This window comes from Streptomyces sp. NBC_01622, from assembly GCF_045209635.1.
GTDB lineage: Bacteria > Actinomycetota > Actinomycetes > Streptomycetales > Streptomycetaceae > Streptomyces.
Map to the genome: position 1 here is coordinate 5,411,152 of NZ_CP109293.1, position 13,613 is coordinate 5,424,764.

The following is a 13,613-nucleotide window of genomic DNA, read 5'->3' on the forward strand; positions in this document are numbered from 1 at the left end:
ACCGGGGCGGGACAAAAAAAGGAAGGGCCGGGGAAACACCAAGGGCCGGAATCCATGTTCTGGATTCCGGCCCTTGGCCTTGAGTAGCGGGGACAGGATTTGAACCTGCGACCTCTGGGTTATGAGCCCAGCGAGCTACCGAGCTGCTCCACCCCGCGCCGTTGTGTTCCCAACTATACGCCATCCGCGGGGTCCGATGTCACACACGTTTCAGTCGGCCGGGTTACCGGCGTGCGTGAGGGTCTCTCAGGAGACGAAGAGGTCGTCGCTGTCGGCCGGCCGGGTCGTCTCGGTGAGTTTGTGCGCGGCGGGCACCTTCATGCCGAGCCGGTCCTCCAGGTGGTTGAGGGGGACCTCCAGGTCCGGCCCCATGTTCCGGTCGACCTTGCCGCCGCAGAGCCAGGCCGGCGCGGCCTCGCCCAGCTGGTAGCGGGCGTGGAAGTCGAGGGCGGCGAGCCGGTCCTTGACGTCCTTGTAGAGGTCGACGCCCTGGTGCCAGGCGGTCTCGGCGATGTGCCCGGTGGCCGCCAGCGAATACCCGACGTGCTTGAAGTTGCGGCAGGTCTCCTGGGCGATGCCGTCCTTGCAGGTGGTCTGCTTGAACCAGTACGTCGTGAGCTTCTGCGGGGTGGTGACGGTGGAGCGGGCCGGGGTGAGCGGCACCTTGCCGTCCTTCTCCAGGTAGAAGTAGGCGGGCACGCGGTCGCGGAAGCGGGCGACGGCCGCGTCGAAGGCCTTGTGGTCGTCGAGGAAGACGGCGATGCCGATCGCCGCGTCGGTCATCGCGAGGTCCCAGTTGCCGTTGTAGTCCGGCAGGTCCTTCGTCACCTCGGGCTGACAGGCGGTGCGCAGCATGGTCGCGAACCGCTGCACCCGGTCCGCCGGCCACCCGGCCACCCGGCCCCCGGCGCGTACCGCACGATCTCCGCCGCCCGCGCCCACGTCGACCCGGCCCACGCGGTCTGCGGGCCGGCGTCCTCGGAGGTGTGCTCCTTCATCTTCGCCGACCAGTCGTCCATGATCTCCCGCGCCTTGAGCGCGTGGTGCTGCTTCCCGGTGATGCTGAACAGCAGCGCCTGCGTGTACGCCGCGATGGCGTCCTCGCGCTCCTCGACACACCCGTGCGCGGCCTTGCCGTTCCAGGGGCAGTCGACGTCGGCATAGGGCTTCGCCGTGTACTTGTACGACCCGTACTTGCTGTCCCGCATCCCGAAGTACGCCTTCAGCCAGGGCTGCTTCCCGGCCGCCACGTTCTTCCGTACGGCGTCCAACTACCCCTTGCTGACCAGCACTCCGGGGTGCGTGAACGCCGCGCCGGCGGGCAGCGCCCTCGCCATGGTCCGGGTACCGGTGTCCGCCGCACTGCCCTCATGTGCCCTGCCTCCGCCGTTGTCCACACCGGTTCCCTGCGAGCGTGACCCGGCGGACGGCGGACCGCAGGATCTGATGGGCCGATCGATCACCCGCCCTGGACGGATGCCTTTGGATTTGCGATTGACAACTCCCTGCATACTAGGTGAGTTACGATCGATTGGTAAGTAGGCACTTTTGAGTGCGTTACTCCCTGGCGGGAGGGACTGGAGCGACGATGACCACGAAGGCGTACGAGGCGTACCTGCGCGACTGCCCCGCGGTGGCCCTGCTCTCGACGATCAGCAACCGGTGGGTCAGCCTGGCGGTGTGCACCCTCGGGTCCCACGGCGACGCGATGCGGTACAACCACATCAGCCGCGAGATCCCGGGCGTCAGCCAGAAGATGCTGACCCAGACCCTGCGGATGCTGGAGCGCGACGGCATGGTGCGGCGGACGGTCACACCGTCCGTGCCGGTGCGCGTCGACTACGAACTGACCGCGCTCGGGCAGGGCCTGTACGGCCTGCTGTCCCAGGTGCGCGACTGGGCAGCCGAGAAGACCGACGAGGTCGACGAGGCGCGGGGCCGCTACGACGCGAGGGTGTAACGCACTTAAAGGTGCCTCCTTACGAATCGGCCGCAACGCACCTACCGTTTGAGTGGTTCTATTTCGCAAACGGAAGAGCGAATATCATGCGCGCAGCAGTCGTCAGGAAGACCGGGGGACCCGAGGCCGTCGAGGTCCTGGACGTCCCGCTGCCGGAACCGGGTCCCCTGGAGGTCCGCGTCAAGGTCGCCGCCGCCGCGCTCAATCCCGCCGACTCCGCGGTGTGGGCCGGGTACTTCGGACCGATGCCGCAGGTCGACCACACCGGTCTCGGGCTGGACGCCGCCGGGACCATCGACGCCGTCGGCCCGGGTGTGCTCCTTGCGGTCGGCACCCCGGTGATCGTGTTCGACGCCCCCGTGCTGCGCCCCACGAAGGCCCAGGCCGAATACCTCGTGACCGACCTCAACTCCCTCGCCCCCGCCCCGGAGGGCATGGACCCGACGCTCGCGGCGACGATCCCGCTCAACGCGACGACCGCCTCGCTGGCCCTGGACCACCTCCCGCTGCGCCCCCGCGACACCTTGCTGATCACCGGCGCCGGCGGGGCCGTCGGCGGCTACGCCGTGGAGCTGGCCCGGACACGGGGCGTGCGGATCGTCGCGCAGGGGCGGCCCGGGGACGAGGGGTATCTGCGCGGTCGGGGCGCCACCTGGTTCGTGACCCGCGACGAGGAACCGGGCCCGGCGGTACGGCGGTTGGTGCCGGAGGGTGTGGACGGCGTGCTCGACGCGGCGGCGCTGGGCGCACCCGCGATGGCGGCCGTCCGGGACGGCGGGGTCCACGTGAGCGTGCGGCTGGACGTGCTGCCGGCGCCGGAGCGGGGCGTGGTGGTGCGCCACACCACCGCCGGTCCCGACGCGCCCCGGCTCGCGTATCTCTCCGCGCTCGCCGAGGTCGGCGTCCTGACACCCCGCGTCGCCCAGGTGTACCCCCTGGCACAGGCCGCCGAGGCCCACGCCCGCCTGGCCCGGGGCGGCCTGCGCGGCCGGATCGTACTGGTCCCGTGAACACCGGAGCCGGAGCGGGGCACGGAGGGTAGGTGTCCCAAAAAAAGTGGGCCACTTTCGCGGAAAGTGACCCACTTTTTTGAAGAGGGTCCCGGCTCAGCCGAGCAGATGCCGGTTCGGCGCCTTCGCCCGCTCCTCGTACTCCGGGAGTACGACCACGGACACCCCCTGCGCGGCCAGCGCCCCGCTGCCGTCGGCCCCCGCCACGAACGTGTCCGGCTCGCGCCAGGCCGTCACCACGCGGCGTACGCCCGCGTCGAGGATCAGGCGGGCGCAGGGCTTGGGGCGGGAGGCTCGGTGGGTGCAGGGTTCGAGGCTGGTGTAGACCGTGGCGGTGGAGAGGCGCGGGTCCGCCGGGTCCAGCTTCGCCAGGGCCGCCTCCTCCGCGTGGACCACCGGGTCGCCGGCCTCGCGGGAGTGGCCGCGGGCCAGTTCCGTGCCGTCCTCGGCCACCACCACCGCGCCGACGCTGAACGCCGTCTCCGAGGGCGGGCAGTCGGCGGCCAGGTCGCAGGCGAGGGCGAGCCAGTGGTGGTCGGCGGCGGAGGGGAGGTCGCCGGTGCCGGGGGCGGTGGGTTCGTAGCGCATGAGGACGACGTCCTCGATGGGGCGGGTCTCGACCAGGCGGAGGCGGCCGGGCTGGTAGGCCCCCGGGCCGAAGAGGCGGGGGGCGTCCGGGGTGCCCACGAAGAGGGGGGACAGCACGAGTTGGAGTTCGTCGGCCAGGCCCTGCTGGAGGAGCTGGGTGTGGACGGTGCCGCCGCCCTCGACCATCAGGCGGTCAACTCCCCTTACGGCGTGCAGGTGTTCAAGAAGGCGGCGCCAGTCGAGGTCGGGGCCGAGGGCGAAGACGTCGGCGGCGAGGCCGAGTTGTCGTACCCGCTCCGCGCCCTTGTCTGTCGTAAAGACGAGTTTGTCGCCGCCCGTGTGCCAGAAGCTGGCCGCCGGGTCCAGCTCGCCGGAGCCGCTGACCGTGACCTTGAGGGGGTACTCCGGCTTGCCGGCCGCGATGCGGGCCGCGCGGCGCTCCGGGGAGTTCACGAGCAGGCGCGGGTTGTCCGCGCGGATGGTGCCGGCGCCGATGAGGATCGCGTCGACGGACGCCCGGACCTCGTCGACACGGTCGAAGTCGGCGGGGCTGGAGAGGAGCAGCCGGTCGGGGCCGGTGTCGTCGAGGTAGCCGTCGAGGGAGACGGCGGCGGACAGCAGGACGTACGGGTGGGGCATCGACGCGCTCCCGGCTCGGTGGAATGACGGGGCTTGGTTCAAGTTTGAAACAAACCTACACTGGGGGCATGACGACTCGCTGGCTCACCTCCGAGGAGCAGCGCGCCTGGCGCGCCTACATCGCCGCGACGCACCTCCTGGAGGACGCGATCGACCGGCAGCTCCAGCAGGAGGCCGGCATGCCCCACCTGTACTACTCCATCCTCGCCAACCTCTCCGACGTACCGGACCACCGGCTGCGGATGACCGACCTCGCCGAGAAGTCGAAGATCACCCGGAGCCGGCTGACGTACGCCGTGACCCGGCTGGAGAAGGACGGTCTCGTACGGCGCGAGGGGTGCCCGTCGGACAAGCGGGGCAGCACCGCGATCCTGACCGACGAGGGGATGGCCGTCCTGGTGCGTTCGGCGCCGGGCCATGTCGAGACCGTCCGCGCCGCGATCTTCGACCATCTCACCCCGGAGCAGGTGGGTCAGCTGGAGGAGATCAGCGCCGGCATCGTGCGGGCACTGGAGACACCGGAGGACGTCCCGTGGCGCCGCCGCTCCTCCCCGCCATGTTCGTGACTCGTCACACAAATCTGTTGCTTCAAATTTCAAGCATGCGGTAGGGTCCGTGATCGTGGATGTGCTTCAGTTTTGAAACACATCGCTACGTCACCCTTCGGACTCGGAGACCCGCATGCCCGACTTCCCCGCCGCCACCCCGCGTGCCCGCGTCCGGGTACCGCTGCGCTTCCACGACGGCTACAGCATCGACACCGAACTCGTCACCTTCCACGGCCTGGCCGACGGCCAGGAACACCTGGCCGTCGTCCTCGGCGATCCGGCCCCCGGCACCACCCCGCTGGTCCGCCTGCACTCCGAGTGCCTCACGGGAGACGTCTTCGGCTCCGCCCGCTGCGACTGCGGACCCCAGCTGCGCGAGGCCGTCGAGCGCATCGCCGACCGCGGTGGCGTGCTGCTCTATCTGCGCCAGGAGGGCCGGGGCATCGGCCTCTACAACAAGCTCGACGCGTACGCCCTCCAGGACCAGGGCCTCGACACCTATGCCGCCAACACCGCGCTCGGCCTCCCCGAGGACGCCCGCGACTACACGGCCGCCGCCCAGATGCTCCAGGCCCTGGGCATCACCTCCCTGGACCTGCTCTCCAACAACCCCGACAAGGCCGACCAGTTGCGCGGCCTCGGCATCGACGTGCACGACCGGGTGCCGACCGGTGTGTTCACCACGCCCCACAACGTCCGGTACCTACGCGCGAAGGTCCTGCAGACCCACCACACGCTGCCGCTGGGCCGGCTGACGGAACTCAACGTGGGCTGAGCCGCGGCCCGATGGTGTAGCGGGCTACACCATCCATTCGGGAGGGCACTCCCTCGTGGCGGAAGGCCGTCGGCGGAAGTGTTGAGACCACGATCACGAACTCGATCCGGATCTCGACCGACCGCCGACGTGGAGGCCTTCCCCAGCCATGGCTACTCTCCTTTATCACTTGGGCCGCGTGGCCTTCCGGTGGCGCTGGTTCGTCACCCTCCTGTGGGTGGCGGTCCTCGGCGCCGTCGGATTCGCCGCCACCAAGGCCCCCGCCGCCCCCGACGACGGTTTCACGATGCCCGGCATCGAGTCGCAGAAGGCCTTCGACCTGCTGGAGCAGCGCTTCCCGGGCACGGCGGCGGACGGCGCGAGCGCGCGGATCGTCTTCGTCGCCCCGAACGGCGAGAAGGTCACCGCGACCGAGAACAGGGCGGCGATCGAGAAGCTGGTGACCGAGGCCGCCGACGGCTCCCAAGTCGCCTCCGCCGTCGGCCCGTTCGCCGCGAAGGCGGTGAGCGAGGACGCTTCTACGGCGTACTCCACCGTCACCTTCAAGGTGAAGGCCGACGACCTGACCGGCGCCGCCAAGACCCATCTGGAGCGGGCCATCGACACGGCCCGGGACGCGGGCCTGACCGTCGAGGTCGGCGGCGACGCGCTCGCCGCCCAGCCCGCGGCCGGCGGCAGCGCCGAGGCCATCGGCATCGCGATAGCCGCCGTGGTCCTGCTCATCACCTTCGGCTCGCTGGCCGCCGCCGGACTGCCCCTGCTCACCGCGATCCTCGGTGTCGGCATCAGCATGTCCGCGATCCTCGCCCTGGGCAGCGCCTTCGGCCTCTCCGAGACCACCGGCACCCTCGCCACAATGCTCGGCCTCGCCTGCGGCATCGACTACGCCCTGTTCGTCGTCTCCCGCTACCGGGAGGAACGGGCCAAGGGCCACGCGCCCCGCGAGGCGGCCGGACTCGCGGCCGGCACGGCGGGTTCGGCAGTGGTGTTCGCCGGTCTGACCGTTGTCATCGCGCTGGCCGGTTTGTCGGTGGTCGGCATCCCGATGCTGACGAAGATGGGCCTCGCGGCGGCCGGCGCGGTCCTCCTCGCCGTCCTGATCTGCCTCACCCTGGTCCCCGCGGTCCTCGGCTTCTGGCCGAACGCCGTACTGTCCCGCCGCGACCGCAAGAAGAAGGCCAAGCGCGGCAACGGCGAGAACGGCGGCAGCCGTTGGGCCCGGATCGTCGTACGCCGCCCGATCCCCGTCCTGCTGCTCGGCGTCGTGGGCCTCGGCGCGATGGCCCTGCCCGCCCTCAACCTCCAGCTCGGCATGCCCGGCGACGAGGCCAAGTCCACCGCCACCACCGAACGCCGCGCCTACGACGACCTGGCCGACGGCTTCGGTCCCGGCTTCAACGGCCCGCTGACCATCGTCGTGGACGCGAGGAAGGCGGGCGACGCGAAGACCGCCGTAGCGACGATCTCGAAGGAGATAGCCGCCACGGACGGAGTGGTCTCCGTCTCCCCGGCGCGCTTCAACTCGGCAGGCGACACAGCGGTGTTCTCCGCGACCCCCGCCACCAGCCCCACCGACGAGAAGACCAAGCAGCTCGTCCAGACGATCCGCGGCGAACGGCCGGGTATCGAGTCCCAGGCCTCCGGCGCGAGCTTCGAGGTCACCGGGACGACCGCGCTGAACATCGACGTGGCGCAGAAGGTCCAGGACGCGCTGATCCCGTACCTGGCCCTGGTGGTGGGCCTGGCGATCGTGCTGCTCCTCCTGGTCTTCCGCTCGCTCCTGGTCCCGCTGAAGGCGGCGCTCGGCTTCCTCCTCTCGGTGCTCGCGGCGCTCGGCGCGGTGGTCGCGGTCTTCCAGGAAGGACACCTGGCCTCCTGGCTGGGCGTCGACCAGACCGGCCCGATCATGAGCCTGATGCCGATCTTCCTGATGGGCATCGTCTTCGGACTCGCCATGGACTACGAGGTGTTCCTGGTCTCCCGGATGCGCGAGGCGTACGTCCACGGGGACGGGCCCGGCCAGGCGGTGGTGTCGGGATTCCGGCACAGCGCCCGAGTGGTCGTGGCCGCCGCGCTGATCATGATGGCGGTGTTCTCGGGCTTCATCGGCGCGGGCGCCTCGATGATCAAGATGATCGGCTTCGGACTGGCCATCGCGGTCCTGTTCGACGCGTTCGTGGTCCGGATGGCGATCGTGCCGGCCGTCCTCTCCCTGCTCGGCCACAAGGCCTGGTACCTCCCCCGCTGGCTCGACCGGATCCTCCCCCGCATGGACGTCGAGGGCGAAGTCCTGAGCCGCAAGGTCCCGGCACCGGTGACCGACCACCCCACCGACACCCCGACCGCCCACCTCACACCGGTCCCGTAGCCGCAGGGACCGCGCAGACCCCGGACGTCCACAGTCCACAACTCACCAGCCAGATAGGGCACTTCGATGAAAACCTCAGTGCAGGCCGGGGTGGCCGGGCTCCTCGCCTGCGGCACGCTGCTCACCGTGGTCCTGGTCACCCGCGACGGTGACGACAACCACATCGGTGTCACCTACTCGACCACATCCAAGGGCCCGTACGTGGCCCTCGGCGACTCCTACACGGCGGGCCCCGGCATCACCGACCCCACCGGAACCCCCGCCGGCTGCGACCGCTCCGCCGGCAACTACCCGGCCCTCGTGGCCGCCGAACTCGGCCTGAAAGGCGGCAAGTTCCGCGATGTGAGCTGCAGCGGCGCCACCACGGCCGACCTCACCGCATCCCAGCACACCGACAACGGCACCAACCCGCCCCAGCTCAGGGCACTTTCGTCGGACACCCGCCTGGTGACTGTCGGCATCGGCGGCAACGACATCGGCTTCAGCAAGCTGATCAAACGCTGCGTCGCCATGGGTTCCCTGTACCAACTCACCGGCAGCGGCAAGTACTTCCCGGAGGACGCCCCCTGCGCACGCGACGCCGACTCCAACTCCGCCACCGTAGAAATGAAGATCGCCACGGCGGGCGACCGGCTCACCCGGGTCCTGACCGAGGTAAAACGCCGCGCCCCCGAGGCCCGCGTCTACGTCGTCTCCTACCCGGCGATCCTCCCGACCGACAGCGCCGACTGCGGCCGTGGAATGTCCCTCGCACCGGGCGACGTGACCTACCTCCGCGAGAAGGAGCAACAGCTCAACACCGCACTGCGCCAACGGGCTTCGGAGGCGGGGGTCAGCTACGTCGACACGTACACCCCCTCCTCCGACCACAACGCCTGCACGGCGAAGAGCACCCGCTGGATCGAACCGCTCGTACCGGAGAATCCGGCGGCACCGGTGCATCCGAACGCGCGTGGGGAGCGGGGGATGGCGGATGTGGTGCTGCGGGCGGTGAAGTCGGCGTTGTAGGAAGCGTCGGCCGGCGGAGGTCAACTGTGTGCCGGTGCCGTGAGACAGGGGTCCCGACGGAGGACCTCGCGGCTGCCGAAGAGGGTACCGACGGCCAGTCCGGCGGCGGGCAGCAACAGCGCCGCGACAGTCCAAGTCGGCCCGGGCAGTGCGTCCGTGGCGGAGATGGGCAACCCGAGTACGTCACTGAGCGGACCGGCCAGCGCGGCGGAGGCGACCGTGCCGACGACCACGCCCACCACCCCCGCCACCCCACCCGAGGGCGCGGCTTCGCCCAGCAGGATCCGGCGCAGTTCGGGCCGCCCGGACCCGAGGATCCGCAGGATCGCGAACTGGCCGATCCGGGCCCGCGCGCTGTCCGCCGCCCGGACCGCACCGAGCGCGAGGGCGCCGAGCGCCAGGACCAGCACACCGACGCGCATCGCGAGATCCGCCGCGCCGAACAACCCCGGTAGATCAGGCACCCGGTCAGACACCGCGGCGGCCGAAAACCCCTTGTCCTGAAGGGACTTGGTGACCGCGGCCACCTGCCGCTGGTGCTCGACGACCACAACGGCGGACTGGGCACCCTCCCTGGCCTGGAAGGCTCCCGCCGACTGGCCGGCGCGTGCCGCGGCGAGCAGCGCGGCCGTGTCCTGTGAGAGATACGCGACGCCGGGTCCGTCGGCCTGCCAACCGGGGTCGTACAACGCGACGATCTTCAGCCTGACGACCGCGCTGGTGCCGGACGCGGCGCCCGTCGCCCTGGTGTATCCGAGGGCGACGGACCGGCCGAGGAGCGGGGTGAAGTCGGTTCCCTGCGCGACGGCGGGGAGCACGACCTCGTCCGGGCCGAACGGCGCGGCCAACTCCCCCTTGGTGAGCGGCAGTTCGTCCCCCGGTGTCAGGGTGTGCGTCGTCAGGTCGTACGTCCCGCTCCCCTCCGCGTACAGAACGGCGGAGTACTCGGCGGCGACCTGCCGGACACCCGGTACGCGCGCGGCCTCCCGCAGAGCGGAGGTGGTGAGCGGACGGACCGACGCATCGCCCTCGAACGAGGAGAGTTCGATCTGCGTGAGTCCGCCGGACCTCAGTACGTCCCGCTCTACGGCACGCGCCGCACCGGCCGCGACCCCGGCCGACGCGGTCAGCAGTGCGGCCAGAACCGTGAGGGTGGGCAACGCCCGGCGCAGCGAACGCCGGTCTCGCTTCCACGTGTAGCGACTCCACAGACTCCAGCGGCTCATCCGCGCGTCTCCTCACGGACGCCCGACAGCACACCTTCGTCGAGCACATACCGCTGGTCGCAGGCCTCGGCGACGGAGGAGGCGTGCGTCACGAGCAGCACGGCCGCGCCCCGGCCGGCGTACGAACGCAAGGAACTCATCACGGAGTTGGCGTTCTTCGGATCCAGCCCCGAGGTCGGCTCGTCGGCAAGGACAAGCACGGGTTCCTTCACGGCCGCCCGGGCCACGGCGATGCGCTGCTGCTGTCCGCCGGAGAGCTCGGTGACGGGCGAGTCCGCGAGGTACTCCATGCCCAACTCCCCGAGCAGAGCACGGGCCGCCGTACGGTGCCGGGACAACCGTGGCCCGAAGGCGGCGGCGACGTTCTCCCAGGCGTTGAGGAAGGTGGGCAGCCCGAGGTCCTGCAGCACGATCCCGATCGAACGCAGCCGCAGCGCGTCCCGGTCGGCCGGCGACAGCGCCCCGGTGTCCGTGCCGGCGATGCGCAGGGAGCCCGCGGTCGGCGAAAGAATGAGCCCCAGGACGGCCAGCAGAGTGCTCTTGCCCGAGCCGGACGGTCCCTCGACAGCAGCCATCGTTCCCGCCCGCAGCGTGAGATCCGCCCGGCTCAGACCACCACCACCGGCCGCGTATCCGTTGCGGGAATATCCGGATGTGACCGCAACACGCCACCAGCCGGGTCCGAGGCACCCCGGACCCACAGAACGAGACGCCTCCCGACACCGCGAGCCCGGTGTCCGTACGGAGACCCGGAGACCGGTTTCAGCCACGCCGGAGACGGCCAGGTTCACACCTGAGGGGTAACCGGCCCCACCGATCGTCCGCGAGGCGCGTCGCCTACTCCCACCCGTACGGCGACACCCGCGGTTCGACGCCGTCCAGGTACTGCCGTAGGGCCTGTCCGTTTCCTCGTACGAACTCCTCGGGTACGGCGTCGAGTTGGACCCATCGGACCTGGGCGTGCTTGAGGGGTTCGCGGTTCTCGGGCTCGCCGGACCACGTGTCAGCGACGAAGACGACGGTGAGGAAGCCGTGCGGTGCGTCCACTCCCCTGGCGGCATGGATGAGGTGCACGACCTTCAGGGCCTCCGCCGCCACGACGATCCCGGTCTCCTCGTACAGCTCGCGCACGGCGGTCTCGGTGACGGGCTCGCCGGGTTCGTTCTTGCCGACGGGAAGGTCCCACATGCCGCGGCCGAACTTGGCCTTCTCACCCCGCTGGATGAGGACGACCCGGCCCTCGGCCCTGTCGTGGACGATGACGGCGGCGACGAGACGGGTCATGAGGCAATTCCGAGTTCGGCCGGCAGACCGCGCATCCGTCGCTCGATCTCCTCGCGGACGGGCCGGACGGCGTCCACCCCCTGACCTGCCGGATCGTCGAGCTGCCAGTCCAGGTACCGCTTGCCCGGGAAGACGGGGCAGGCGTCCCCGCCGCCCATCGTGATCACGACGTCCGAGGACCGCACGGCCTCGGCGGTGAGCACCTTCGGCGTCTCGGCGGATACATCGATCCCCACCTCCGCCATGGCCGCCACCACCGCCGGGTCGACCGCGTCGGCGGGAGCCGAGCCAGCCGACCGCACCTCGACCCGGTCACCGGCGAGGTGAGTGAGAAAGGCGGCGCCCATCTGGGAACGGCCGGCGTTGTGGACACAGAGGAACAGCACGGATGGCGGCGGAGCGGCGGAACTCAAGGTCATGGCAGGTGTCCTTGCGGGCGGGAGGGGGCTGGTTCGGGTCCGGGTTCGGGGCCGCCGTAGGAGACGACGGCCTCCGCCGTGCGGACAGGACGCTCGCATACGACGGCCACGGCGGCCAACCCGGCTACGGCGCCCAGCAGTTGCGCCCCGACGAACGGAGCGACGGAACCGGGTGCGATCCCGGCGAAGGTGTCGGTGAAGGCGCGGCCGACGGTGACGGCGGGGTTCGCGAAGGAGGTCGAGGAGGAGGTCGAGGAGGAGGTCGAGGAGGTGAACCAATAGGCGGCCCCGATGCAGGCGGCCACGGCCGCCGGGGCGAGGGCGGCACGGCCGACACGCTCCAGTCCGAGGACGAGCAGGATCAGCCCGCCCGTGGACGGCATGCACTCGGCCGTCGTCCGGGCGACCAAGCCTGCGGCGAGCGGGCCGGGGGACGACCGCCGAAGCTGAGCCACAACGGGGTCGAGGCCGACGCGAACAACGTCGACGTCCTCAAGCTCGCGCAGGTCAGGGAGTTCCTCCACGCTGTCGGGCAGCGCCCCGTCCCGCCCCGTCTGTCGCCCGCGCGGCCCGCGGCAGGCGCGGGGCGAGCGCCAGCATTCCCGGAACCGTCAGCAGGGCGAGCGCCGCCAGGACAGCCCAGGGAGCGGCGCTCGACAGGTCCAACAACAGCGAGAACAGCAGCGGTGCTACGACCGTGGCGATCGCGAACGAGTACTGGAACACGGCGATGTAGCGCCCGCGGATGTCGGCGGGAGCGGCATCCGCGGACAGCGCGTTCGACACGGGAGAGTGCACGAGCTGAGCGGCCGAGTAGCAGAGCACGGCCACGGTGAGAAAGGGGACCCACAAGGCCCGGGGCAGCCAGAGCGGGCCGGCGGTCAGGCCCGCCCATGACGCCCAGAGGACTCCGGCCAGGCACAGGGACACGGCGCGGGGCAGCGGTCGTATCAGACGGACGACCGACGTCTGCAGCGCCGCCTGGACCACGGTGTTCATCGCCAGCAGCGGACCAACCACCCAGGTGACGGCGGGCAGTTGGCGATCCACGAACGGCGGGAAGGCGATGCTGAGCATGACGTTGCACAGGGCGAACACCGTGTTCAGCCCCACGAGCGCCAGATAGGGACGATCGGCCCACAGCACCCGGTAACCGCGGCTGCCCGCCTCCTCGTTCGCCGGCCTCTCCTTCAGAGTCACGCTGCGCGGAACTCCCCGTTCGAGCAGCAGCGCGGCCACCAGCAGCAGACAGGCGCAGGCACCGATCGCCCCTCGGTACACCAGGCCCGACTTCACCGACAGGGCGACTCCCGCGACCACGGCCCCGAGTCCGTAGCCCACCGCGCGCAGCGAGCCGATGATGCCGAACCACCGCTCGCGGGAGTGCCCGCCGGGATCACGGTCGGACAGATTGCTGACGAGGGTGAAGGCGGAGGACCAGAAGGCCCGTTGCCCCAGCGACGCGACGGTCGCGGCCAGGAGGATCGCACCGCCGTCGCGCACCACGAGGTACCCGAGGAAGCCCGCCGCCTGCAGCAACTGCGCCACCAGCACGACCGGCTTGGGCCCGTGCCGGTCGACGAGGCTCCCGACCCACAACGGCAACGGAAGCGACACCAGCCCGGCCAGGCTCAGCAAGGACCCCACCTCGACCAGCGACGCGCCCGAACTGGCCGACAGATAGAGCATGGACAACGGCACGAAGAGCCCGTTGACCACCGAGTCGATCATCAGGACGAGAAAGACCGCGATCCCGGCTGTGTTCCGCCGAGGCCCACCCGGCGCCGA

15 protein-coding genes, 1 tRNA gene and 1 pseudogene are annotated in these 13,613 nt (G+C 70.7%); 6 read left to right on the top strand and 11 right to left on the bottom strand.

All coding sequences use genetic code 11. The features are described 5' to 3' along the window. Positions 1 to 84: 84 nt before the first annotated feature. The 4 genes from OH768_RS24590 to OH768_RS24605 form a co-directional block, all read right to left on the bottom strand. Positions 85 to 158, bottom strand: a tRNA-Met gene (locus OH768_RS24590). Between the two features lie 88 nt (positions 159 to 246). Then, positions 247 to 855 carry an alginate lyase family protein gene (locus OH768_RS24595; protein ID WP_406456972.1) on the bottom strand — a complete coding sequence of 203 codons (609 nt, stop codon included), beginning with the start codon at positions 853 to 855 and terminating at the stop codon, positions 247 to 249. Continuing rightward, on the bottom strand, positions 825 to 1,271 hold the full coding sequence (locus OH768_RS24600) for a hypothetical protein (RefSeq protein ID WP_406456974.1): 447 nt from the start codon (positions 1,269 to 1,271) through the stop codon (positions 825 to 827). Before OH768_RS24600 ends, OH768_RS24595 begins: the two co-directional genes overlap by 31 nt. After that, entirely contained in the window at positions 1,272 to 1,397 is a 126-nt protein-coding gene (locus tag OH768_RS24605; protein WP_406456976.1) for a hypothetical protein, read from the bottom strand. Positions 1,398 to 1,588: 191 nt separating this feature from the next. Between OH768_RS24605 and OH768_RS24610 the strand changes: the two genes are divergently transcribed. Both OH768_RS24610 and OH768_RS24615 read left to right on the top strand, forming a co-directional pair. Continuing rightward, a complete protein-coding gene (locus tag OH768_RS24610; protein WP_406456978.1) occupies positions 1,589 to 1,960 on the top strand; it encodes a winged helix-turn-helix transcriptional regulator in 372 nt (123 codons plus the stop codon). An 86-nt stretch (positions 1,961 to 2,046) separates the two neighbouring features. Beyond that, a complete protein-coding gene (locus OH768_RS24615) occupies positions 2,047 to 2,970 on the top strand; it encodes an NADP-dependent oxidoreductase (RefSeq protein WP_406456980.1) in 924 nt (307 codons plus the stop codon). Between the two features lie 96 nt (positions 2,971 to 3,066). Here OH768_RS24615 and OH768_RS24620 read toward each other — a convergent pair whose 3' ends face one another. Continuing rightward, positions 3,067 to 4,197: a dihydrofolate reductase family protein gene (locus OH768_RS24620; RefSeq protein ID WP_406456982.1), complete on the bottom strand. Its 1,131-nt coding sequence runs from the start codon at positions 4,195 to 4,197 to the stop codon at positions 3,067 to 3,069. A gap of 68 nt (positions 4,198 to 4,265) precedes the next feature. Here OH768_RS24620 and OH768_RS24625 point away from each other — a divergent pair, with 68 nt between their 5' ends. From OH768_RS24625 to OH768_RS24640, 4 genes are all read left to right on the top strand, one after another. Further along, on the top strand, positions 4,266 to 4,763 hold the full coding sequence (locus tag OH768_RS24625; RefSeq protein ID WP_406456984.1) for a MarR family winged helix-turn-helix transcriptional regulator: 498 nt from the start codon (positions 4,266 to 4,268) through the stop codon (positions 4,761 to 4,763). A 115-nt stretch (positions 4,764 to 4,878) separates the two neighbouring features. Continuing rightward, positions 4,879 to 5,520, top strand: a complete 642-nt coding sequence (ribA, locus tag OH768_RS24630; RefSeq protein ID WP_406456986.1) for a GTP cyclohydrolase II — start codon at positions 4,879 to 4,881, stop codon at positions 5,518 to 5,520. Positions 5,521 to 5,668: 148 nt separating this feature from the next. Then, positions 5,669 to 7,888, top strand: coding sequence for an MMPL family transporter (locus OH768_RS24635; protein ID WP_406456988.1), 2,220 nt, complete (start codon positions 5,669 to 5,671; stop codon positions 7,886 to 7,888). A 66-nt stretch (positions 7,889 to 7,954) separates the two neighbouring features. Continuing rightward, positions 7,955 to 8,896 (top strand): SGNH/GDSL hydrolase family protein, encoded by a 942-nt coding sequence (locus OH768_RS24640; protein WP_406456990.1) that lies wholly within the window; start codon positions 7,955 to 7,957, stop codon positions 8,894 to 8,896. Positions 8,897 to 8,916: 20 nt separating this feature from the next. Here the strand turns inward: OH768_RS24640 and OH768_RS24645 are convergent, their stop codons facing one another. The 6 genes and pseudogenes from OH768_RS24645 to OH768_RS24670 all read right to left on the bottom strand — a co-directional run bounded on the left by OH768_RS24645 (position 8,917) and on the right by OH768_RS24670 (position 13,556). Beyond that, positions 8,917 to 10,122, bottom strand: coding sequence for an FtsX-like permease family protein (locus tag OH768_RS24645; protein WP_406456992.1), 1,206 nt, complete (start codon positions 10,120 to 10,122; stop codon positions 8,917 to 8,919). Beyond that, positions 10,119 to 10,913 carry an ABC transporter ATP-binding protein gene (locus OH768_RS24650; RefSeq protein WP_406456994.1) on the bottom strand — a complete coding sequence of 265 codons (795 nt, stop codon included), beginning with the start codon at positions 10,911 to 10,913 and terminating at the stop codon, positions 10,119 to 10,121. Before OH768_RS24650 ends, OH768_RS24645 begins: the two co-directional genes overlap by 4 nt. Positions 10,914 to 10,959: 46 nt before the next feature. Next, positions 10,960 to 11,406: an NUDIX domain-containing protein gene (locus tag OH768_RS24655; protein ID WP_406456996.1), complete on the bottom strand. Its 447-nt coding sequence runs from the start codon at positions 11,404 to 11,406 to the stop codon at positions 10,960 to 10,962. Next, on the bottom strand, positions 11,403 to 11,825 hold the full coding sequence (locus tag OH768_RS24660) for an arsenate reductase ArsC (RefSeq protein ID WP_406456998.1): 423 nt from the start codon (positions 11,823 to 11,825) through the stop codon (positions 11,403 to 11,405). The genes OH768_RS24655 and OH768_RS24660 overlap by 4 nt, the downstream gene beginning before the upstream one ends. Further along, a pseudogene (locus OH768_RS24665) lies at positions 11,822 to 12,202 on the bottom strand (hypothetical protein); the annotation flags it as partial. The gene OH768_RS24660 and the pseudogene OH768_RS24665, both read right to left, overlap by 4 nt. Before the next feature lie 130 nt (positions 12,203 to 12,332). Next, entirely contained in the window at positions 12,333 to 13,556 is a 1,224-nt protein-coding gene (locus OH768_RS24670; RefSeq protein WP_406457000.1) for an MFS transporter, read from the bottom strand. Positions 13,557 to 13,613 lie beyond the last annotated feature (57 nt).

What these genes read in the sequence shown, in the direction of transcription:
- OH768_RS24645 (WP_406456992.1), bottom strand. Translation starts at nt 10,122, where the DNA reads ATGAGCCGCTGGAGTCTGTGGAGTCGCTACACGTGGAAGCGAGACCGG.
- OH768_RS24620 (WP_406456982.1), bottom strand. Translation starts at nt 4,197, where the DNA reads ATGCCCCACCCGTACGTCCTGCTGTCCGCCGCCGTCTCCCTCGACGGC.
- ribA (WP_406456986.1), top strand. Translation starts at nt 4,879, where the DNA reads ATGCCCGACTTCCCCGCCGCCACCCCGCGTGCCCGCGTCCGGGTACCG.
- OH768_RS24640 (WP_406456990.1), top strand. Translation starts at nt 7,955, where the DNA reads ATGAAAACCTCAGTGCAGGCCGGGGTGGCCGGGCTCCTCGCCTGCGGC.
- OH768_RS24660 (WP_406456998.1), bottom strand. Translation starts at nt 11,825, where the DNA reads ATGACCTTGAGTTCCGCCGCTCCGCCGCCATCCGTGCTGTTCCTCTGT.
- OH768_RS24595 (WP_406456972.1), bottom strand. Translation starts at nt 855, where the DNA reads ATGCTGCGCACCGCCTGTCAGCCCGAGGTGACGAAGGACCTGCCGGAC.
- OH768_RS24635 (WP_406456988.1), top strand. Translation starts at nt 5,669, where the DNA reads ATGGCTACTCTCCTTTATCACTTGGGCCGCGTGGCCTTCCGGTGGCGC.
- OH768_RS24670 (WP_406457000.1), bottom strand. Translation starts at nt 13,556, where the DNA reads ATGATCGACTCGGTGGTCAACGGGCTCTTCGTGCCGTTGTCCATGCTC.
- OH768_RS24625 (WP_406456984.1), top strand. Translation starts at nt 4,266, where the DNA reads ATGACGACTCGCTGGCTCACCTCCGAGGAGCAGCGCGCCTGGCGCGCC.
- OH768_RS24655 (WP_406456996.1), bottom strand. Translation starts at nt 11,406, where the DNA reads ATGACCCGTCTCGTCGCCGCCGTCATCGTCCACGACAGGGCCGAGGGC.
- OH768_RS24610 (WP_406456978.1), top strand. Translation starts at nt 1,589, where the DNA reads ATGACCACGAAGGCGTACGAGGCGTACCTGCGCGACTGCCCCGCGGTG.
- OH768_RS24615 (WP_406456980.1), top strand. Translation starts at nt 2,047, where the DNA reads ATGCGCGCAGCAGTCGTCAGGAAGACCGGGGGACCCGAGGCCGTCGAG.